The following is a 19,512-nucleotide window of genomic DNA, read 5'->3' as shown; positions in this document are numbered from 1 at the left end:
GATGGACATAAATAATAAACCTGGAGCTGATACGGATCCGTATTTTGAAGAGATAAAGAGCAAGACGACTTTGTCTTTCGACTTCGTACTTTGGTTTTACCGCATATTGAAATACTGGTATCTTTTTGTTATTTCGGTCGTGTTGTTTATGGCATACGCATTTATCAAAAATAAATCGTGGGTGCCTTTATACGGAATTCAGGCTATGATAATACTCGAAGACCGGGGGTCGAGTATGATTTCGGGAGCAGTGCCGCTGGGAAGTATCTTGCGTAATACCGAAAATCAGCAGATTGTATTGGAATCGTACGGGCTTACCGAAAGAACGGTGAAGAACCTGCCGAAGAAGATGCATATCGACTACTTTATCCAAACAAGGTTTAAATATATCAGCCTTTACACCGATTCGCCCATCGAGATTGCTATCGACAGCCTCGAAACAGATATTACGCCCGAGGCGTACAGCAAAGTGTTTGATGTGTCATACGTTAGCGATAGCCAGATACGTGTGAGCTATAAGGATGGTTTGGACGGAGAACCCGAAGAAGCCTTCAATGTTGTGTTTGATAGTCCTGTAGAGAATAAATTCTTTAAAGGGACGATTCGCAAAACGAAGAATTTCAAGCGTGACTTTCTGCCCTTTAGCTTCCGCTTCTTTACCAACAGCCAACTCACAGGGATGTTTAGCGGACGAGTGTCTACTGCCCTCAAAACCGAAAACTCTACCGCTCTTACCGTCAGTATGTACGGAACAGATCCGGCTAAGGATATGGATTATCTGAAAGCTCTTTTGGATGAGTTTCAGGATTATAATCTGGCTTTGAAAAATCAACAGGCCGATCTCACGATCAAGTTCCTCGATGCTCAGATAACCGTTATCAACGACTCGCTGAATATATCACGCCTCAAGCTCGAACAATTTCAGAAAGAGACGGGAGTATATGAGGTGTCTTCGGCTACCGTGAGGCGGGAGCTCGATGTTGCCGATGTGGATAGAGATCAGGTGGCGATGCGTGAAAAAACAGTGCTGTTTACTACACAGAAGATCAAAGAAGGCATTATGGGTAGTTCGGAACTGATAGACCCTGTAAGCATAGGACTGACAGACGAAATAAAATTGTCGAGATACGTTGAGGAATATAATCAGGAGCTTAGGAAATCGAAGAACTTAGGACCTAAGAGCCCCATTTATATGACGGCTATCAACAAGCTGAACGAGAGCCGTGTGCAGATATTGAGGGAGCTGCAACTTATTCAGGTGAAGCTTCAGGATCAGAAAGACCTCTTGGTGAAGAAATATCAGAACCTCGATCTCAAGCTCGACAACCTGCCTCCGCAGGAACGAGATCTGATAAAATATCAGCGAGAATATAACGTGAACGAGATGTATCACCAGTTTCTTACCCAAAGGCAGTACGAAGCCAAGATACAAAGAGCATCCAATACACCCGACAACTTTATATGGGAATATCCACGTATGGTTGGCGGAGCGATGAATACGGGCGAGAAGAGCAAAAATTATATGTACTTCTTGATGATTGCCTTGGTTATTCCGTTGATCTTTGTTGTAGTCAAAGAAGAGGTACTCAACTTTGCGATTACGTCTAAAGAGGAATGTGAAAAAATATCGGGATTGCCTGTTATCGGGACTATCGAAAATATCTCGAAAAAGCTCGCCGGCGGTGTTGTGCTGGTGAAGAATTTCCCCAAGTCGAGCTTTGCAGAGTCGTTCCGTAATATGCGTGTACGCATAGAATACATGGCTCAGCGTGAAAATAAAATCACCATATTGGTTACCTCTACCGAGCCTGCCGATGGTAAAACGTTTATCGCTACCAATGTGGCTTCTGTGTACCAGTTGATGGGTAAGAAGGTAATTATTGTCGACCTCGACCTCAGACGACCTTCGGTAGGGAAAACGCTACAGGTCGACGCACAAAAGGGAATATCCAACTATCTGATAGGACAGGTTACTCTGGAAGAGATCATTATTTCGCATCCCGACTACGGATTCGATATTATCCCTGCCGGAACGTTGCCTCCTAACCCGAGTGAGCTGATCAAGACTGCCAAAACAAAGCAGCTGTTGGAACATCTGAAAGAAGAGTACGACTATGTGATCGTAGACTGTAGTCCGGTAGGTCTTGTTTCCGATGCCTACATCCTTTCATCTATGGCCGATACAACGCTCTTTGTGGTGCGCCGAGCCAAGACCAACAAGGCGTTCTTCAAGAGCGTGATTACACAACTTGGGTTCGATGGTGTAGAAAATATAGCCTTGGTGTTCAACGATGTGAAGGGTAGGGAAGGTTATTACGGAACATCACGTTACTATGGTGACAAGACATACTACTTGAAGAAGAATTCGTATTATCACGACGACTATTTTGAAAGTTAAATTTCGAAAAACTAAAAAATATAAAAAAGAGAGGCTCCAACGGTCTCTCTTCTTTTTTGTTAATGTATTATTCATATATTTGCCAATCGTTGATTAATACACTATAATCGTGAAAAAGTATCTATTCTCAATATTCCTGTTATTTAGCAGTCTGTCTAGTTTTGCCCAAATAAATACGGATAGAGTAATCCTCATCGGCCGAAATTCGCTTTATTATGAAGATTACGTACTGGCTATTCAGTATTTCAATCAGGTGATAAAAGCAAAGCCGTATCTTGCCGAGCCTTATTTTTACAGGGCAATCGCAAAGTATTACCTCGACGACTTTAAAGGAACGGAAGACGATTGTACGTTGGCATTGGAGCGAAATCCCTTTATATCGAAGGCATATCAGTTGAGAGCCGATGCCCGCCAAAATCAGAATAATTACGATGGGGCACTGGAAGATTATAAAGTGTCTTTGGATAACTATCCGAACGATAAGTTTACGCTCGTAAATATGGGTATTGTCAACATTCAGAAGAAAGATTATGACCAAGCCGAGAAATATCTGAACGAACTGCTTCGCATATACCCCACATATACTCAGGGCTATCTGACACGTGGAGCCATGTATCAGGAAAAAGGAGATACTATTCAGGCATTCGAAAACTACAATGAAGCCATCAAGCAGGATAAGTATATGGCTCAGTCGTACTCTATGCGTGGATTGCTCCATTATTACAAGAAAGACTATGATAAGGCTTTAGCCGACTTAGACGAAGCCATAAAGATAGAACCTCTCCAATCGGGCAACTATATCAACCGGGGGCTTATTCGTTATTCCAAAAACGACCTTCGTGGCGCTATGGCCGACTACGACAAGGTTATAGAGCTTGATGCAAACAATATAATTGCTCGCTTCAACCGAGGCTTGCTACGTGCACAGGTGGGTGACGACAACCGTGCCATTGCCGATTTCGACGTAGTACTCAAGTTTGAGCCTAACAACTATATTGCTTACTTCAACAGGTCTCTGATAAAGAGTAACATCGGCGACTACAATGGAGCGATTGCTGACCTCAATGTGGTGCTTGCCCAGTATCCCGAGTTTTATCACGGATTTTATAGCAGGGGCGAAATCAAACGCAGGCAAAACGACCTGAAGGGTGCGGAACGTGACTTCAATTATGCCCGAAACGAAGAGGCACGAAAGAATAAAGAAATGGCAGCCAAAGGCATTACCGAAGAGGAGGCTAAGACAAGGGAAACATCCGATAAGGATATCGATAAATTTAACTTGCTTGTTGTTGCCGATAAGAAAGACGAAGAAAAGAGCAAGTACGAAAGTAACTCTCGTGGACGTATCCAGAATAAGCAAGTGCGCCTTGAGCTGGAACCTCGTTTTGTGATTACTTATTACGAAAAACCAAACGACATCAGACGTTTTGTATATTATAGCCAGTTGGTAGACGGTCTTAACCGCAAGTCTACATTGCCTAAAAAATTGAGGATAACCAATAGCGAGGCCGCACTGAATGAGCCTCAGATAGCGGATCACTTCTGGTCGATAAACGAACTGTCGAAAAGCATAGAGGAAAGCCCTGCAAATGCAGAGTTATACTATGCTCGTGCATTAGATTACATGCTGGTTCAAGATTTTGGCAACTCTATCGAAAATTTCAATAAGGCGATTGCTCTCGATCCTCGATTTACGTTGGCTTATTTCGACTTGGCGGTGGTATATACCAAGCAGTTGGAGCTGAAAGAGAACGTTCCGGAATATGATAAGAAATCGGAACAGCCCGATGCACTTTCTTCTCTTACAGGAGCCAATGCCAAGAAAGACGCAGCCTTGACAGGGGCAGGAGCATCGATGCTCGATCCGGGAAAGATGGAGTACGACCTCATTGTGAAGAACTACAGCAAGGTTATAGAGCTTAACCCTGAGTTTGTATATGCTTACTACAATAGAGCGGAAATACGCTACAAGCAAAATGATTTCCGTGCGGCCATCTTAGACTATAACGAGGCCATCAGGCGCGACCCTCAGTTTGCCGAAGCATACTATAATCGTGGGTTGGCACGCTTCCAGATCAAGGACAAAGACCGTGCTTTGGACGATATGCGCAAAGCCGGAGAGCTTGGTGTGATAGAGGCTTATAGCATAATCAAGCGTATGACCGAGTAGTCTTCTCTTTATTAAGCGACTGAATAGAAATTAAATAATAAAAGATTTATTAGCTCCGAGTTCGGAGCTAATTTTTATTATATCTGCTACGGGGATTTGTCGGTGAGAGGTTATGACTTCTTTACTGATGAGAAAACCGAGCTCACTTAGTTGGTTTTCATCCATGTTATTTATTCTTTTCCATTCACTGGCATAGAACCATTCCTCATCTACAAAATATAGCACATGCATCTTGTTGAAGCTGATTGTTTTGTGGTTGTCTTTAAAGAGTTTGTAGTCGTTGTACGACTCCATTGTTTTCCCTTGTATAATAAAGACTTCTTCGCCATACTTATTCCATAAAAACATCCTGACGAAATATGCAGCTATCAGCCACGAAAGTAGAACTGTGAGTGTAAATCCAAAGGTTATTTCATCCAATATTAACAGTCCCGCCACAATTGGTAATAAAATTATTACGGAAGCAATAGCCGCCAAAGCTGTAGTTGCACAACCCGGCTTTGGAGGAGTCGTTATTCGTAAGCGTATGGTGTCGTTGAGATATTCTAGTTTGTAGTGTTCCATATAAATGCACTATAAGGAAGATTCTAAGGTGTTATTTTTTGTCACCTTGTTCTTCCAATTGCTTTTTCAACTCCTTTATTTGTTTATCTTGGTCGATCACATACAAAGTCAGCTCTTCGATCTTTTGCAGAAGTTTTATTTGCATTTCATTTACATTCACCCCCTTTTCTATCATCTCTTTCTCGGATGGAATTTCTGGTAGGTGTTTCCTTTCTTTTACAAAAGCTTCAACTTCTGCTAAGGGTTTTAAATTGTAGCTTGGCTCGAATACAAAGTCTGCTCCCGAGCTGACTTTGATTTCAACTTCTTCTGCAAAAATCTTTCCTTTAACGTCTAATTTTGCTTGAGGAGTTGATGTCCCAATACCTACGTTTCCTCCATTAAAAAAAGAGTCGCCAGCTGTATGTATTTGTATTTTTTTTGTATACTGCTGTACTCCTGTTGCGATATACATATTTAACCATGAAGTTAGGGTTTGGGCACTTACTCCTCCTGGAAGAATGTCTATATTGCAATTATGCGGATATCCTACTGGATTCCCGATTATTAATGAGTTTCCTTGATATTGTAAATAACTTCTCATCCAACCTTCGTTAGACGAATAATTTAAAAACAGACCTTTCCCTTCTATTGTTCCATCTACATCCAGTTTAGCTGAAGGATTTGTCGTACCAATTCCAATGTTACCTTCAGGTGTTATACGCATTCGTTCAGAGATGCCAACTCCTGAATTAGGGTTTGTATAAAAAGCTAATCCGGAATTCTGCATAAGAGGATTATTATTTAACCAAGTATTAAATCTTAGGCATGAAATACGGGCAGCAATGAAGTCGGGATCAATATCACGATAACCACTAAAGTCAATATTCAACTCAGATGCAACTGCGCCAAGTGGAACATTGAGGTTTCCCATATCTCCTTTTTTACCTATACGTAATCCTCCATTACTATTGGAGGAGAGGAATAAATTCCCATTAATTGTTTGATCTTGAGCCGAAATGCTCAAGTTGAAATACGAGATAACAGAGAGAAGTAAAAAGATTTTTTTCATAGTTTTATATTTGTCTTTTATGATTTTAATATAAATATATAAAAAATATTAAAACTGAAGGGTGTTTAGCTCGTTCTTTTCTATAATCTATCCCCTAAAAAACAAAAGAAGCCTGTATCTCAACAGGCTTCTTTCTGATATGCAGTAGAAGTGTTTGTCCCCCACTTCTTCAATAATACAAATTTACGGTGTGTTTATCCCATTAAATTGTGCTTGCTTAAGTGCCCAAGCAAGTGTATTAGCCCATATAGTGGAGTTATACACACTAAAAAACGGTGTTGTTTTACCATAATTTGGTTTAGGTGTAGGGAACATATTCGTTGGATCCCAGTTGAAAGGGCAGAGGGTATTTCCTGTTTGAGTATTTCCTGATGTAGCCGAATAGACAGACGAACAGAACCCTCCATCGCCAAAGTAAACCAAGTTTAGCGATTTGTGCTTAAATCCTGTTACATTCGCAAGATATGCACCGTCAGAAGTTGTTGTCTGATCGTCGCCCCACGAGTACACATCTATTTCTCCTGATGGAAGATTGGCTATCGACATAGCCCACGAAGCATCTTCACCCCAATATTTATTTCTTACGTCACCAAAAGGGCCATTTAATACATCATCGTTTATCGCTGTTGTTTTATAAATAGCTCCTGCTCCAGTTGATACTGCGCTTTGTGTAATGTTAGGATTTGAAAAGAGCTGGCGGAATAATGTCTGTGCACCTCCGTTGCTTGACGGGTTGGCCTCCCAGAACAAAACCAATACGCCTTTTTGGTTTACATAGTCTATCAGGGCTTGGCGGAACAAAATCTGATCTCCTGACGCACCACCGGCATATATGTCTTGACCGATGTAGCAGATATCCACTTTTTTATTCGTCAGCTGATCCATGATATAAGATGTTTGTGTTAAATTTGGTATACCATTAATAGCCGGATAAATAATATCAAAGCCTTCAGTCTTTACGATACTATTTTCGTTTTGTCCAAAATTGTTTGGCGAAGTCAATACCTCGTACGATCCTCTACCCGGAGTTCCCGGAACCCATCCATAAAGATCTACATTTCCTAACACCAACATCTTCTTTTTGGGTATCACCACAACTACAGTTGCGTTACAGGTAGTTACAGATTTTTGGCTATTTGAAGTCAGAGTCATATACTTGTTGTTTACACTGGTAGGTATTCCTGTACCTTTGAGCTGTATGGTCATCGATGTTGAAGTCAGAAGTCCTTGGTCTTTGAACGATATACCGTCAACAGTGTTTGTCTCTATCAGATATGTTGCTCCTATTGCGGCAGCGTCAACATTCAGTTTCAATTCGATGTAATTTGTATTCGGATCCAACGCTTGGTCTACTTTGTATACTCCTTTTACTTTTACAGAACTACAATCCATCGTGTAAAGCGGTTTTTTAGAAGAGTCTTTCACATTGATCCGCAAAGGGTCACAAGTGGTCAGTTGTTTCCCGTTTACTGTTATTTTTATCAGGTCTCCCGGCGTTCCTACCGTATGGTTGGTTGGTGTTCCTGCTCCCGGGATAGAAAGAAAATAATAACCTGTAGCCAGAAAAACGCCCGAAGTGGTGAAGTAATAGCCGTTAGAAGGGTCGGGCATTGCAGTTATATTATATGCCCCTGCCTTGGTTACGTGCAATGGTATAGTCATGTAGTTGCTTGCATTCAGCGATACTTCGTTTTGGTATATACCTTCGAAAGTCAACGAGTCACAATTGCCTATTTCTACAACGGCATTACCGAGCTTAGATTCGAAGCAATTCCATTTTGCGCCATCCCATTGGTTTAGTCCCAGGCACAGTTCTTTATCGTCGTCTTCTACCAGATTATATACAATCAGTCCGGTGTGCATCTGGTCTATACTTGCCTTGTTTGCTACATAATCATCGCTAGGGCCGGAAGCCGGATTGCTCGAATCTTTCAAAAACATGGGGAAGAGCTGATTCTTTAGCGAAAGGTTTACGCGGGGTAAGGCTAACCCTTTGAAAGCATTGGCTGTGCCATCAACGATATTTTCCTTGTCTTTCAGCTGTAATAATGCTCCGTCTACAGAAGGTTCACCCGAGCCAATTGTTACTTGTGCATTCATAGTCAGGCTTGTGCAGAGAAAAGACACTAACAATAATAATGTCGTCAAGAACATTGGTTTTGGTAGTTGTCTCATGTTTGTCTGTTTCATGTAGTTCTTTAATTTTAAGTTTTATAAATTATCAAATAGCTTTGCTTGTCTCGTGAGTTTTTGTCTTTTTTGTATAATTTTTTTAGATAAAATAGCCCATCTCCTTTGTTTATGACACTTTTTAGTAGCCGCCACAGAAGGGAAAGAATTTTGATTTAAAAAAAAGTATAGTATTTTTTGTCATATACTCTTGTAAAGTTTAATGCCTAATTTTTTTATGACAAATAAAAGAGAGGGAATGGATTTAAAATAAAGAAAAACTATATGTAAACTGCCCTTATACTACCGATGAAATGAACATATTTTGTGCATCATCAGAAAGAAATATATGCTTAATAAACATACTTTTCTAGTCAGAATTCATAAATAAGTCTTCCGGATCACCGACTTGTATTGCCTCGCTTAATAAATGTTTGTCACAAATATCTTGCAAAGATAATAATATTATATAAAAAACAATTCATTAATGATCATATAACTTAATAAATAAGAAGAGCTTATGAAGAAACCTTCAATAAAATAGGCTTCGGAAATACGGATGCGGGGCATAAATAGCGGAATTGAATAAAATCTGTGAGGGCTAATTATATTAATCTGTAAAAAATGTTTATTTTTGCAAGTTCTGTAAAGCAGCTTATTTGTAGGAGCTGCATAACTAAAAAAAGAGAAAGACGAATATGATTAAAATTACATTTCCGGATGGTTCCGTAAGAGAATTCGAAAAAGGAACAACATCTATGCAGGTTGCTGAGAGTATCAGTTCCCGTTTGGCGCAAGACGTGCTTGCCGCAAAGGTAAACGGGGAGGTTTGGGACTTAACAAGACCAATCGATACGGATGCGACGATCGAATTGCTGAAATGGGAAGATGAAGACGGAAAGCATGCATATTGGCATTCGTCGGCACACCTTATGGCCGAAGCGGTGCAGATACTATACCCACATGCAAAATTTGGGATAGGTCCTGCCATCGAGAATGGATTCTATTATGATATAGACTTTGGTGATACTCCTGTCAAAGATGCCGATTTTCATAAGATCGAAGCTAAAATGATGGAGCTGATAGCCAATAAGGAAGAGATCAAACGTCAGAGCATCACAAAAACCGATGCGCTAAAAATGTTTGGCGACCGCAACGAGGGGTATAAGGTAGAGCTTATCAACGACCTCGAAGACGGAACCATTACAACATATACACAAGGGGTGTTTACCGACCTTTGTCGTGGGCCTCACTTGCCTAATACATCGTATATCAAGGCGGTGAAGATACTTAGCGCGGCAGGTGCATACTGGCGTGGCGACGAAAAGCGCAAGCAGCTTACACGTCTTTACGGTATCACCTTCCCTAAAAAGAAAATGCTCGACGAGTACCTTGTGATGCTCGAAGAAGCCAAGAAGCGTGACCACCGCAAGATTGGGAAAGAGCTCGAACTGTTTGCCTTCTCCGAAAATGTAGGTAAAGGGCTTCCGTTGTGGTTGCCTCGTGGTACACAGTTGCGCCTCAAACTCGAAGACTTTTTGAAGAAAATTCAGAAGAAATTCGAATACCAACAGGTGATGACACCGCATATCGGTAGCAAATTGCTTTACGTAACTTCGGGTCACTATGCAAAATACGGACAGGATTCTTTCCAGCCGATACATACACCCGAAGAAGGAGAGGAGTTCTTGCTGAAACCGATGAACTGCCCGCATCACTGCGAAATATATAAAATCGTTCCACGCTCATACCGTGACCTGCCTTTGCGTATGGCCGAGTTTGGTACTGTATACCGTTACGAGCAAAGTGGCGAGCTTCACGGACTGACAAGGGTGCGTGGGTTTACTCAGGACGATGCGCATATTTTCTGTACACCTGAGCAGCTCAAAGAAGAGTTCCTCAAAGTAATGGATATTGTATTCATTATCTTCAAGGCTCTTAATTTCGAAAATTTCGAAGCACAAATCTCGCTCAGAGATCCTAACAATCGTGAGAAATATATCGGTAGCGATGCAAACTGGGAAAAAGCAGAGCGTGCCATTATAGAAGCCTGCGAAGAAAAAGGCTTGCCGGCACGTGTAGAGCTTGGCGAAGCGGCTTTCTATGGTCCTAAACTCGACTTTATGGTGAAGGACGCATTGGGTCGCCGTTGGCAGTTGGGAACAATACAGGTAGACTACAATCTTCCGGAACGTTTCGAACTCGAATACACAGGAGCCGACAACCAAAAACACCGTCCGGTGATGATTCACCGTGCGCCGTTTGGGTCGATGGAGCGTTTCATTGCCGTGCTTATAGAGCATACAGCAGGAAAATTCCCATTGTGGCTTGCTCCCGATCAGGTGGTGATATTGCCTATCAGCGAGAAGTTTAACGACTATGCTCACCGTGTGTCTCACTACTTCAAGCAACAGGGCATCAGTTCGCAGGTAGATGACCGCAACGAAAAGATAGGTCGCAAAATCCGTGACAACGAATTGAAGCGTATCCCTTACTTGCTGATTGTGGGAGAGAAAGAAGCCGAAAGTGAAGAGGTTTCGATCCGCAAACAAGGCGATGGTGATAAAGGCTCTATGAAGTTTGTGAACTTTGCCGCACAGCTAAATGAAGAAATGGAACAAATGATGAATGCTTGGGAACAGCAGGCTTAAGTGCCGTCATTTTTACTACGTAATATAAAAGAGTCCCAAAAGTTATAAGAACTTTTGGGACTCTTTGTATTTGTACAAGATTTCAGCTTTCTTGTTGTTCCGATTCTGAGAGCATTCACTTAATTATCGTTGCCTCGAATATTTGCTGTAAGTCTTTTTTGCTTCTGATGCTTTCAAACTTAAATGCTCCTATCGTTAACGCATATCCCATAATCAACATTACGTAAGGAATTAAAGAAAATATGCCGAACTCATTCTCCGTTATTAAAAAAGTAAACACGATACCGATGAGAATAATGAATGAGAACCAGAAGCCCAAAAAAATAATAACATAACTAGGAAGTTTCATTTTTACTCTGATTATGGTCTTGCCCCATTCGTTGTGAAATTCGCCTTTGATTTTAGGTGAAAAAGAATTCTGATAATTTATATTGCGTTTTATCTCAAATGCATTACTTGTGGAGTATCCTTTGTACGTATTCTGTATTCTAATAATGTCGTTTATTCTATTTTTTATATCATTTTCGGACAGATGAGTCTCGTATACAATGTTTTCGAAAGGTAAAATGTTTTTCATTCGGTGTATTTTATTCATTCTTTTGATAAAGTTAACAATTTCCGATTAGATACCATAAGGCAAGAGTACGATTTTGTGTAGTTATATCTTTGCTACTTGCTCTTTGCATTTTTATAAACGATCTTCTGATTGTGGGAGAGAAAGAAGCCGAAAGTGAAGAAGTTTCGATCCGCAAACAAGGCGACGGCGATAAAGGCTCGATGAAGTTTGTGAACTTTGCCGCTCAGCTAAATGAAGAAATGGAACAAATGATGAATGCTTGGGAACAGCAGTCTTAAGCGTCGTCATTTTTACTAAGTAATATATAAGGTGTCCCGAAAGTATAAGAACTTTTGGGACACTTTGTGTTTTCTTTGTATGCCGATGATGCTCTATGGGTTACATTGTACATACTATAATATATAGAGTATAATTTGATCCTGTTTTTTGCTAAGTTTGGCTGTTCATGCCGTATTTAGGGTTTTATTTCGTATATTAGTTCTTTAATGCAAACATAAAGACAAAACAATGAAAAAAACTTTATTAATTACACTCATTTTGGGAGTGATCTCATTATCCTGTTTTTCGCAGCAATTTGAATTAACCCCCGAAGGGTTGAGAGACGCTGCTGATACATCAAAAGACTTTTTGGTTATTCCTGTTGACGGAAAATCGGCATCAGACTTGTATAGTATGTCTAAGCGGTATGTAAATGAAAAAATGTCGAACCCCAAATTTGCAATAAAAACCGATTTAGATGGAGATTATTTGCGATATAGTCTTTATTACCCAACGATATTCAGCTTTTCTAAAATGTTGGTTACTCTCAAAGTAAATGGCGCTTATCAGATAGAAATGAGATTTCGGGATGGGCGTATTCGGTATAATATCACAGCTCTGAGTTTAACCTTCGAGGAGGGAGGCAATGACTTTTATATTGCTGCCAGTAAAATGAAGGGCTGGGCTATTTTTGATAATAAGGGAAAGCTTTTGATGAAAAATGAAAAACAAAAACTTGAAGACCATTTCAACAGTGAAGTGCAGATGTTTGTTGATTTCATTCAATCGGATGGAGCTAGTGTTAATGATAATTGGTAAATAGAAGCCGTTATACAAAGCAAAATCTGATTCATTAAGACTAAAGTGATGAAGGTGTGACAACTTTGGATGTATAAATAAGAACAGGCGGCATCCCCCTTTGAATTAAAAAGATAGGGAAATTTATACAAATTCAATAAGTTTTTTATTACCTTTGCACCCAGCTTTGTTTTAAAAATAAAAATAAATAAAAGATAAAGGAAAAGAATCTAACATTTTTTGAATGAGGAACAATAGATTTAATCAAAAAAAAGAAGAGTTACACAAGATCAATAATAACATTCGAGCCAGAGAAGTTCGTTTGGTTGGAGATAATGTCGAACAAGGGGTTTACTCTATACAGGAAGCTTTACGCTTGGCAGATGCACTTGAGCTTGACTTAGTTGAAATTTCTCCAACGGCAGAACCTCCTGTTTGTAAGATTACAGATTATCAAAAATTCCTCTATCAACAAAAGAAAAAGCAAAAAGAGGCGAAAGCCAAATCGGTGAAGGTAGTGGTAAAAGAAATACGTTTCGGACCACAGACCGACGACCATGACTTTAACTTCAAGTTGAAACACGCCAAAGGATTCCTCGAAGAAGGCTCTAAGCTAAAGGCTTATGTGTTCTTCAAAGGACGTTCTATCTTGTTTAAAGAACAAGGAGAGGTGTTGTTGCTTCGTTTTGCTACCGAGCTCGAAGACTACGGAAAAGTAGACCAGTTGCCGGCACTCGAAGGTAAGAGAATGATCATGATGATGTCCCCTAAAAAAGCACCTGCAAAGGCTGCACCTGCCAAGCCGAAGGAAGATAAGCCAAAGGTGAAAGTGGAAAAGAAAGAGGACGAAGAAAAAAGCGCAGAATAAGCAGTTCGAAAGAATTGCATTCGTATATAAATTAATTTAATTAATAAACTGAGATGCCAAAAAAGAAGACTAATTCCGGTGCCAAAAAGAGGTTTGCCCTTACCGGAACAGGAAAAATCAAAAGAAAACATGCTTTCAAAAGTCACATCTTGACTAAGAAAACGAAAAAACAGAAAAGAAACCTTACTCACACAACAACAGTAAGCAAGGTGGACGAAAAGTCTGTTAAGCAATTGTTGGGAATGAAATAATTGTATTTCTTAAAAGCAAGTTTTAAAGATTTATTAACCGGATGTATGCAGCAAAGTGTTTTTGAAATAAAAAAACCGCTATCATTCAAAACAACGTAAATTATGCCAAGATCAGTCAATCATGTTGCTTCGCGCAACCGCAGAAAAAAAGTTCTGAAATTAACAAGAGGTTACTATGGTGCCCGCAAAAATGTGTGGACAGTAGCCAAAAATACATGGGAAAAAGGTCTTACCTATGCTTTCCGTGACCGTCGTGCTAAAAAACGCAACTTCCGTGCACTTTGGATACAACGTATCAACGCTGCTGCACGTTTGGAAGGTATGTCTTACTCTCGCCTGATGGGCGCTCTTCACAAGAATGGAGTAGAGATCAACCGTAAAGTTCTTGCAGACCTTGCAATGAACCATCCGGAAGCGTTCAAAGCAATCGTAGATAAAGTAAAATAAAGAATATCTTTATATACAAAGAAAAAGCAACCCACTGTGGTTGCTTTTTTGTTTCTATACGTTATCGAGTTTGTCTATTATGGGGGCTTTTCTTCATCGCTGATTTTGTTATTGTGTAAAAAAGCTATACTTTTGCAGCTCAGATAAGGATTTTGCTACTTATACTCCAGCGTTAGGGAAGAAAATAGGGGGTATAGGTATCCTTTTGTAAAGAGTTCTTTGCATACCCTAATAATTTAGATATACTAATTTTTAAATTATTTTGATTGATGAGTAAAAGCAAAATTTACCTGCCTCTCTTAGTATTGGGAACTGCATTTTGGGGAATTTCGTTTCCTTTGTCCAAAGATGCATTCGATTCTATCCACCCTTACACATTCATGTTTTATCGTTTCTTAATTGCAACTTTCATTCTGGCTTTGATATTCTACAAGCAGATTCCGAAGATAAACAGTGAAACAATCCGTAAAGGCGCTATTGCCGGGCTATTCCTTTTTATGGGTATTTGCTGGCAAACGGTGGGGTTGAAGTATACAAGTTCGTCCAACGCTTCGTTTATTGCCGGGGTAGAGGTCGTGCTGATTCCTTTGTTTGCGTTCCTGTTTATGAAGAGGTCTATTCAGACACGAATGTGGGTGGCGTGCCTTCTGGCTTTAGCCGGGTTGTATATTATTGCTATGGCGTCGGGTTTTTCAGACTTTAGGATCGGAGACCTGATGGTGTTTGTGGGGTCGTTGTTTTATTCGGTTTACATTTTGTATGTAGGCAAGATAAGCACAGACTCACGGTCTGAGGTAGCGGCTATTCCGTTTGTTATCATACAGCTATCTGTTTGCGCTCTTTTGGCAGGCGTATTGACTGTATCTACGCAGGGCGTTGGGGCTGTCTCGATGTCGCTGCCTTTTGATGTATGGAAGGCTTTGCTGTTTGTCGCCATTTTGTCTACGGCTTATATGTATTGTATTCAGAATGCGGCTCAGAAGTATATCGAGGCCGAGAAGATCGCGTTGACATACTTGTGCGAACCTATTTTTGCAACTGTGTTTGCGTATATAATATTGAATGAAGAGATAACAAGCCGAACAGTGATTGGAGGTACACTGATATTGTCGGCAATGCTTTTGGCGGAAGTAAACGTCATGGCTGTATACCGACGTATCAGGGCGTTCTGTACTGTGAATTGAATTGAATGAACCGATTGTAGTCAAAAAGAGATATTCGCTGAGAGTGTCTCTTTTTGTTCTTTGTGAGGGGCTGTAAGATAATTTTGGATTGTATACAAAAGCTGGGAATAATTTTATATTTTTGTGTCGCCTAACGGCCCTGTAGTTTAATGGATAAAATAAAGGATTCCGGTTCCTTAGCTGTGGGTTCGATTCCCGCCAGGGTCACGTATACTAAAATTAAAGCGTGTAAATCAATGGTTTGCGCGCTTTTTGTTTTTAGTGCTTAGAAAATAGCTTAGGTTATATCCTGCATTCGTACCCACATTTTTACTATTGCCATAGATCTAATGTTATTTTTTTTCTCATCTTTCGGCGAGTGATGCCCATTCTCACTGACTAACTTTAGATAATTATCGCCTTTATCTGATTTTTGGACATATTTTACTGTTAAATATTGATCATCTCCGTCATTTATATCAAGTAAATATATATTACCATATCTTATGTTTTCAAAATCGGTAATTACTTTATAGCAAAGAATATCTCCTGCTTTAATAATAGGATACATAGAATCTCCTCTTACATATAATGCTCCATCGCAATTCGGCGCTTGTGGTATTTTTATTATATCTATAGGTATCTGTTTGTTTTGGTTGTCGAACAATACGGTTAGCCCAGCACTAGCATCTAATTCATACAATGGGATTAATTTTTCATCTTGATTAAAATAATCGGACTTAAGTTGACGTAAAGTAATATTTTTATTTTCGTTTTCAGGTATAATCATTAATCCATTTCCGGTCAATAACCACTCTACATTTAAATTAGGAAATTTAGCTATTACTTTTTCTATTGTATCTGATGTTATAGATGTAGATTTAGAAGATAAATATCCAGACCCAATTCCTGCATATTCCTCAAATTTATTTCTTCCATATCCCATTTCCTTTACAAAAAATTGTAGTCTCTCTTTTGTTGTTAAATTTTTCATTTTTATTTTATTAGTGAAAAATATCACTATATTTGTATTGTAATCAATTGGGGTGATTTCAATAATTAAGAAATTAGGTTTAAACCTTGAGAGCAGCGTGCAACCCCAATTTGTATGCTGCTTTCTATTTTAATATTTATGTTATGATAACTTCATTATTCAAAAAAATTACTGCAAAGTTACGTTGTGTTTATTTTAAGAAAAAAGTGTCTGATGCGTCTAATGTTAGATGTTTTTCATTGGAGTTTTCAGACACATTTGGCAATGGATTAGTCAAATAGTTAAGATAACTTCTTTTGTATCTCTTCAATTTGCTCTATCAAACCCTCTAAAATCGAACCCAATCTTTCTGATGTTATAGAATCTGGTCTTGTCTCAGTTTTTAATTTCAAAATTTCTTCTTTCAATTGATTTAAGTCTAAATTACTCATAATTAATCATTTATATATTAAACAATATGAACAAAATTATCAATTATATTAAAAGCTATCAGGATAGAAGACTGCGTGAAAGATGTGTAAAATATGCTTCAAATTGTACTAAAGATGTAGCATCTGAGGCTTCGCATCTTTATTTTTTAATAAAGGATGGCCAACATAAACGCAGATTTTAAATATATTCCTCAGATCTAGGGTTCTTTGGGTACTTTACTGGAATTGAAAATTTAATTTTATTGACAGATTCATTCTCATTATTATTTTTAGAGTGTAACCCGGCACCACTATTTCCAATGTAGACACCCAGACCTTTATTAGAACCTTTACTTTCTGATGTTGTGACACCTACCTCAATTTCTATAAAAGATTTATCCCCTACAAAATACTCTGTTTCAGAAATTAGACCTGATCTAATTGTATCAAACGGATTAACCACTCCACCAATATTCTTTATTGCCTCTTGAGATTCTTTTACTCCTTCAAATATCTCAACAATTACCGTTTTTATATATTCTCTTAGTTCCATCTCCCCCCAAAAATTTTAAGTTAAAACACTACGTATCCTTAAATAAAGTTAACTTAATGATAAATATCACTGAATTATTATTTGTAGTGAAAAATATCACTATATTTGCATTGTAGTTAATCAAATATACAACAAATATAATTAAACATATTAAATACAGTGCAAAAAATGGCTCAACTAAAAAACATACCAGCAAATAGAATTATAGCAGGAAGCAAAGAGTTAGCTAAAATTCTAAGTAAGACAGAACAAACAATTAATAGATGGAAAAACCAAGGTAGATTAAACTATCTACAAGTTGGAAGTGAATATTTCTACGATAGCGAGAATATATTCGACACTACTCGGAACTATAGAGATTCTAAAAGAAAGCAAAACGCTTAAATACAAAATAACCATGGGAGCACTAAAAATAGATATACAGGATTTCAAACCTTGTCTTACGGATGAGTCGATAGATAAACTAGTGAAGCTTATTATGTCTGATTTGGATATCTACAGCTATGAAGGACATAGACTAAGATCGTTCGAATGTACTAATGGTATTAGAGTAGATGTAGAAGCTAATTATAGAGGATCTGCATATCGCAGCATACAGCTTAAAAATGTATATGTTATGTATAACGATGGCGATGATTATAGGTCTATTGAGGAGTACGAAGAAACGCTTAACAGTCTACTGTCTGATGCTATAGGCGAACTGAATTATAAGGAAGAAGAAGAATACGAATATGAAAAGCAATACTCATGAAAAAGAAAAGCATAAACCCACTAAAGACAATAATCATTGCAGCTATCATGTTAGGTTGCCTTGGTTATATGGTTAAATGTGCAATAGACTGCAAAAGACAAGTAGAAGCTCTTAATGAAATGAAACATCACGAAGTACCCACATATCAAATAAAATAACTATGGAACTCTTATTCGCAATTTTAGCATTAGCGCTATTTGTAGTTGTAGCCGGAATAGTAACAGGCATATTTCTTTACTGCATATCGTACTATCAAGCAGAAGATATAGATCCGAACGATGAAACTTTCCTAAAGTAATATATCCTTAAAACAAAATTAATCCTAAGTCGTTGAAGGCTCCATTCCTTATGGGTGGGAGTAAAACGCAAGTTCTTTGCCATGTTGATTTCCTGATGTATCACCGATGAATGGATAAAAACACGGGTGTTGTCTTAAACCCTTAACGGAGTGGTTAGGGGGATTACCGATTAGAGGAAGTCGGGAGCTTGAAAAACAGCGAACTAATAAACCTGAATAGTCAGTTAGGTTAGTCAGAATCAACAAAATATAATATATTTGTCTCTATAAAAATATAAAATATGATTGGTAAAGAATGTCCTATCTGCGGTAAATTAGTACAGAAAAATATAAGAGTGCATATTTTCAAGCATTCAGAGGTTTCAACTGAAAGGCGAATTAAAATGATTGATGCGTTAGTTAATAAATCTAAGAAAAAGAATAAAAGAGTAATAAAGCACATAAAAATAATACCCAAGAGTAAAAATAATAAGTGTAAATCTATTTATTGGGGATCTGTTATAAAAACTGCATTTGAAAGTAATCGAAGAAAATACTAGGACATATTAAACAATATTTTATATAGGGTTATCATTTCGATAGCTCTTTTTTTATGAGAAAAAAATGAAATGATAATCGCATATCGAAAGATTAAATGACTTTGGGGTATGGTGGAAAAGTAACCCTATGCGAATGAAAATAAAGGATGCTATGTAGCTCAGGTGGACAGAGCGCAGGTCGCAGTAATGCACCCAAAAAGAAACGGGTCGGAGGTTCGAGTCCTCCCATAGCAACGAATTTAAACTTAAAACAAAATATCATTATGGAAACTAATTTTAAAGAATTAAAGGAAGAAATCATAAAAAGAGCAAAAGCTGCTGATGCATGTACATCAGAATACAAAAGAGCATATAAGTCAGAATCTTTTGAAGAATTATTGCAAGTTATAAAAGACAACTTCGATTTTGCAGTAAGGCGTAAAGTTATAGATATAGAATTAATAAAGCTATATGAGAATGAGTTTAACAACAATAAAATATATGGGAATATAGATATTTCAGAAGGATATCTTCTAGTAGACAACGCGACTGTGAGAGCATGGGGCAACGCGACTGTGAGAGCATGGGGCAACGCGACTGTGGAAGCATGGGGCAACGCGACT

Annotated in this window: 22 protein-coding genes and 2 tRNA genes; 17 read left to right on the top strand and 7 right to left on the bottom strand. The window is 38.5% G+C overall.

Translation table 11 applies throughout. The features are described 5' to 3' along the window. Position 1: 1 nt before the first annotated feature. Together HMPREF9456_RS11920 and HMPREF9456_RS11915 are read left to right on the top strand one after the other, a co-directional pair. Positions 2 to 2,398 carry an exopolysaccharide transport family protein gene (locus tag HMPREF9456_RS11920; protein ID WP_006843788.1) on the top strand — a complete coding sequence of 799 codons (2,397 nt, stop codon included), beginning with the start codon at positions 2 to 4 and terminating at the stop codon, positions 2,396 to 2,398. 109 nt (positions 2,399 to 2,507) lie between these two features. Then, positions 2,508 to 4,568 (top strand): tetratricopeptide repeat protein, encoded by a 2,061-nt coding sequence (locus HMPREF9456_RS11915; RefSeq protein WP_006843787.1) that lies wholly within the window; start codon positions 2,508 to 2,510, stop codon positions 4,566 to 4,568. 30 nt (positions 4,569 to 4,598) lie between these two features. On the opposite strand, the gene HMPREF9456_RS11910 is transcribed toward HMPREF9456_RS11915, so the two are convergent. The 3 genes from HMPREF9456_RS11910 to HMPREF9456_RS11900 all read right to left on the bottom strand — a co-directional run bounded on the left by HMPREF9456_RS11910 (position 4,599) and on the right by HMPREF9456_RS11900 (position 8,373). Next, entirely contained in the window at positions 4,599 to 5,132 is a 534-nt protein-coding gene (locus tag HMPREF9456_RS11910) for a hypothetical protein (RefSeq protein WP_006843786.1), read from the bottom strand. Positions 5,133 to 5,163: 31 nt separating this feature from the next. Beyond that, positions 5,164 to 6,183, bottom strand: a complete 1,020-nt coding sequence (locus HMPREF9456_RS11905; RefSeq protein ID WP_006843785.1) for a hypothetical protein — start codon at positions 6,181 to 6,183, stop codon at positions 5,164 to 5,166. Between the two features lie 183 nt (positions 6,184 to 6,366). Then, the gene (locus HMPREF9456_RS11900; protein WP_006843784.1) at positions 6,367 to 8,373 is read right to left on the bottom strand and encodes a hypothetical protein; all 2,007 of its coding nucleotides are present in this window, start codon (positions 8,371 to 8,373) and stop codon (positions 6,367 to 6,369) included. A 677-nt stretch (positions 8,374 to 9,050) separates the two neighbouring features. On the opposite strand from HMPREF9456_RS11900, the gene thrS reads away from it, so the two are divergent. Beyond that, entirely contained in the window at positions 9,051 to 11,003 is a 1,953-nt protein-coding gene (thrS, locus tag HMPREF9456_RS11895) for a threonine--tRNA ligase (RefSeq protein ID WP_006843783.1), read from the top strand. A gap of 115 nt (positions 11,004 to 11,118) precedes the next feature. On the opposite strand, the gene HMPREF9456_RS11890 is transcribed toward thrS, so the two are convergent. Beyond that, positions 11,119 to 11,580, bottom strand: a complete 462-nt coding sequence (locus HMPREF9456_RS11890; protein WP_006843782.1) for a hypothetical protein — start codon at positions 11,578 to 11,580, stop codon at positions 11,119 to 11,121. 89 nt (positions 11,581 to 11,669) lie between these two features. On the opposite strand from HMPREF9456_RS11890, the gene HMPREF9456_RS11885 reads away from it, so the two are divergent. The 7 genes from HMPREF9456_RS11885 (at position 11,670) to HMPREF9456_RS11855 (ending at position 15,593) form a co-directional block, all read left to right on the top strand. Beyond that, positions 11,670 to 11,858: a hypothetical protein gene (locus HMPREF9456_RS11885; protein WP_018075045.1), complete on the top strand. Its 189-nt coding sequence runs from the start codon at positions 11,670 to 11,672 to the stop codon at positions 11,856 to 11,858. Between the two features lie 229 nt (positions 11,859 to 12,087). Beyond that, entirely contained in the window at positions 12,088 to 12,657 is a 570-nt protein-coding gene (locus HMPREF9456_RS11880; protein ID WP_006843781.1) for a DUF4468 domain-containing protein, read from the top strand. A 223-nt stretch (positions 12,658 to 12,880) separates the two neighbouring features. Beyond that, the gene (gene infC, locus HMPREF9456_RS11875) at positions 12,881 to 13,504 is read left to right on the top strand and encodes a translation initiation factor IF-3 (protein WP_006843780.1); all 624 of its coding nucleotides are present in this window, start codon (positions 12,881 to 12,883) and stop codon (positions 13,502 to 13,504) included. 53 nt (positions 13,505 to 13,557) lie between these two features. Next, complete coding sequence (rpmI, locus tag HMPREF9456_RS11870) at positions 13,558 to 13,755, top strand: 50S ribosomal protein L35 (RefSeq protein ID WP_006843779.1); 198 nt, start codon at positions 13,558 to 13,560, stop codon at positions 13,753 to 13,755. Between the two features lie 102 nt (positions 13,756 to 13,857). Next, the gene (gene rplT / locus HMPREF9456_RS11865) at positions 13,858 to 14,202 is read left to right on the top strand and encodes a 50S ribosomal protein L20 (RefSeq protein WP_006798843.1); all 345 of its coding nucleotides are present in this window, start codon (positions 13,858 to 13,860) and stop codon (positions 14,200 to 14,202) included. A gap of 269 nt (positions 14,203 to 14,471) precedes the next feature. Then, positions 14,472 to 15,386 carry a DMT family transporter gene (locus HMPREF9456_RS11860; protein WP_006843778.1) on the top strand — a complete coding sequence of 305 codons (915 nt, stop codon included), beginning with the start codon at positions 14,472 to 14,474 and terminating at the stop codon, positions 15,384 to 15,386. A gap of 135 nt (positions 15,387 to 15,521) precedes the next feature. Further along, positions 15,522 to 15,593: transfer RNA gene (locus HMPREF9456_RS11855), tRNA-Arg, on the top strand. A gap of 70 nt (positions 15,594 to 15,663) precedes the next feature. Here the strand turns inward: HMPREF9456_RS11855 and HMPREF9456_RS11850 are convergent. The 3 genes from HMPREF9456_RS11850 to HMPREF9456_RS11845 all read right to left on the bottom strand — a co-directional run bounded on the left by HMPREF9456_RS11850 (position 15,664) and on the right by HMPREF9456_RS11845 (position 17,322). Beyond that, positions 15,664 to 16,359, bottom strand: coding sequence for a S24 family peptidase (locus HMPREF9456_RS11850; RefSeq protein WP_006843777.1), 696 nt, complete (start codon positions 16,357 to 16,359; stop codon positions 15,664 to 15,666). Between the two features lie 281 nt (positions 16,360 to 16,640). After that, the gene (locus HMPREF9456_RS17415) at positions 16,641 to 16,790 is read right to left on the bottom strand and encodes a hypothetical protein (RefSeq protein WP_006843776.1); all 150 of its coding nucleotides are present in this window, start codon (positions 16,788 to 16,790) and stop codon (positions 16,641 to 16,643) included. A 178-nt stretch (positions 16,791 to 16,968) separates the two neighbouring features. Next, positions 16,969 to 17,322, bottom strand: coding sequence for a hypothetical protein (locus HMPREF9456_RS11845; RefSeq protein ID WP_006843774.1), 354 nt, complete (start codon positions 17,320 to 17,322; stop codon positions 16,969 to 16,971). Positions 17,323 to 17,490: 168 nt separating this feature from the next. Between HMPREF9456_RS11845 and HMPREF9456_RS11840 the strand changes: the two genes are divergently transcribed. From HMPREF9456_RS11840 to HMPREF9456_RS17405, 7 genes are all read left to right on the top strand, one after another. Further along, on the top strand, positions 17,491 to 17,706 hold the full coding sequence (locus HMPREF9456_RS11840; protein ID WP_006843773.1) for a MerR family transcriptional regulator: 216 nt from the start codon (positions 17,491 to 17,493) through the stop codon (positions 17,704 to 17,706). 13 nt (positions 17,707 to 17,719) lie between these two features. Then, a complete protein-coding gene (locus HMPREF9456_RS11835; protein WP_006843772.1) occupies positions 17,720 to 18,073 on the top strand; it encodes a hypothetical protein in 354 nt (117 codons plus the stop codon). Then, positions 18,070 to 18,231: a hypothetical protein gene (locus tag HMPREF9456_RS17410; protein ID WP_006843771.1), complete on the top strand. Its 162-nt coding sequence runs from the start codon at positions 18,070 to 18,072 to the stop codon at positions 18,229 to 18,231. Before HMPREF9456_RS11835 ends, HMPREF9456_RS17410 begins: the two co-directional genes overlap by 4 nt. 2 nt (positions 18,232 to 18,233) lie before the next feature. Beyond that, positions 18,234 to 18,371, top strand: coding sequence for a hypothetical protein (locus tag HMPREF9456_RS17245; protein WP_006843413.1), 138 nt, complete (start codon positions 18,234 to 18,236; stop codon positions 18,369 to 18,371). Positions 18,372 to 18,652: 281 nt separating this feature from the next. Beyond that, on the top strand, positions 18,653 to 18,910 hold the full coding sequence (locus HMPREF9456_RS11830) for a hypothetical protein (protein WP_006843770.1): 258 nt from the start codon (positions 18,653 to 18,655) through the stop codon (positions 18,908 to 18,910). 147 nt (positions 18,911 to 19,057) lie between these two features. Further along, positions 19,058 to 19,144: transfer RNA gene (locus HMPREF9456_RS11825), tRNA-OTHER, on the top strand. 29 nt (positions 19,145 to 19,173) lie between these two features. Beyond that, positions 19,174 to 19,512, top strand: a 339-nt coding sequence (locus HMPREF9456_RS17405; protein ID WP_040402133.1) for a hypothetical protein, incomplete at its 3' end; no start/stop codon positions are given.

The organism is Dysgonomonas mossii DSM 22836 (assembly GCF_000213575.1).
Taxonomy (GTDB): domain Bacteria; phylum Bacteroidota; class Bacteroidia; order Bacteroidales; family Dysgonomonadaceae; genus Dysgonomonas; species Dysgonomonas mossii.
The sequence above is the reverse complement of the archived record's forward strand: the minus strand, read 5'-3'. Positions and strand labels throughout refer to the sequence as shown.

Coding starts and splice junctions, on each gene's coding strand:
- HMPREF9456_RS11840 (WP_006843773.1), top strand. CDS start 17,491: ATGGCTCAACTAAAAAACATACCAGCAAATAGAATTATAGCAGGAAGC.
- HMPREF9456_RS11835 (WP_006843772.1), top strand. CDS start 17,720: ATGGGAGCACTAAAAATAGATATACAGGATTTCAAACCTTGTCTTACG.
- HMPREF9456_RS11900 (WP_006843784.1), bottom strand. CDS start 8,373: ATGAAACAGACAAACATGAGACAACTACCAAAACCAATGTTCTTGACG.
- HMPREF9456_RS11830 (WP_006843770.1), top strand. CDS start 18,653: ATGATTGGTAAAGAATGTCCTATCTGCGGTAAATTAGTACAGAAAAAT.
- HMPREF9456_RS11910 (WP_006843786.1), bottom strand. CDS start 5,132: ATGGAACACTACAAACTAGAATATCTCAACGACACCATACGCTTACGA.
- rpmI (WP_006843779.1), top strand. CDS start 13,558: ATGCCAAAAAAGAAGACTAATTCCGGTGCCAAAAAGAGGTTTGCCCTT.
- rplT (WP_006798843.1), top strand. CDS start 13,858: ATGCCAAGATCAGTCAATCATGTTGCTTCGCGCAACCGCAGAAAAAAA.
- HMPREF9456_RS11905 (WP_006843785.1), bottom strand. CDS start 6,183: ATGAAAAAAATCTTTTTACTTCTCTCTGTTATCTCGTATTTCAACTTG.
- HMPREF9456_RS17245 (WP_006843413.1), top strand. CDS start 18,234: ATGGAACTCTTATTCGCAATTTTAGCATTAGCGCTATTTGTAGTTGTA.
- HMPREF9456_RS11845 (WP_006843774.1), bottom strand. CDS start 17,322: ATGGAACTAAGAGAATATATAAAAACGGTAATTGTTGAGATATTTGAA.
- HMPREF9456_RS11860 (WP_006843778.1), top strand. CDS start 14,472: ATGAGTAAAAGCAAAATTTACCTGCCTCTCTTAGTATTGGGAACTGCA.
- HMPREF9456_RS11920 (WP_006843788.1), top strand. CDS start 2: ATGGACATAAATAATAAACCTGGAGCTGATACGGATCCGTATTTTGAA.
- HMPREF9456_RS11880 (WP_006843781.1), top strand. CDS start 12,088: ATGAAAAAAACTTTATTAATTACACTCATTTTGGGAGTGATCTCATTA.
- HMPREF9456_RS11850 (WP_006843777.1), bottom strand. CDS start 16,359: ATGAAAAATTTAACAACAAAAGAGAGACTACAATTTTTTGTAAAGGAA.
- thrS (WP_006843783.1), top strand. CDS start 9,051: ATGATTAAAATTACATTTCCGGATGGTTCCGTAAGAGAATTCGAAAAA.
- infC (WP_006843780.1), top strand. CDS start 12,881: ATGAGGAACAATAGATTTAATCAAAAAAAAGAAGAGTTACACAAGATC.
- HMPREF9456_RS11890 (WP_006843782.1), bottom strand. CDS start 11,580: ATGAAAAACATTTTACCTTTCGAAAACATTGTATACGAGACTCATCTG.
- HMPREF9456_RS17415 (WP_006843776.1), bottom strand. CDS start 16,790: ATGAGTAATTTAGACTTAAATCAATTGAAAGAAGAAATTTTGAAATTA.
- HMPREF9456_RS17410 (WP_006843771.1), top strand. CDS start 18,070: ATGAAAAAGAAAAGCATAAACCCACTAAAGACAATAATCATTGCAGCT.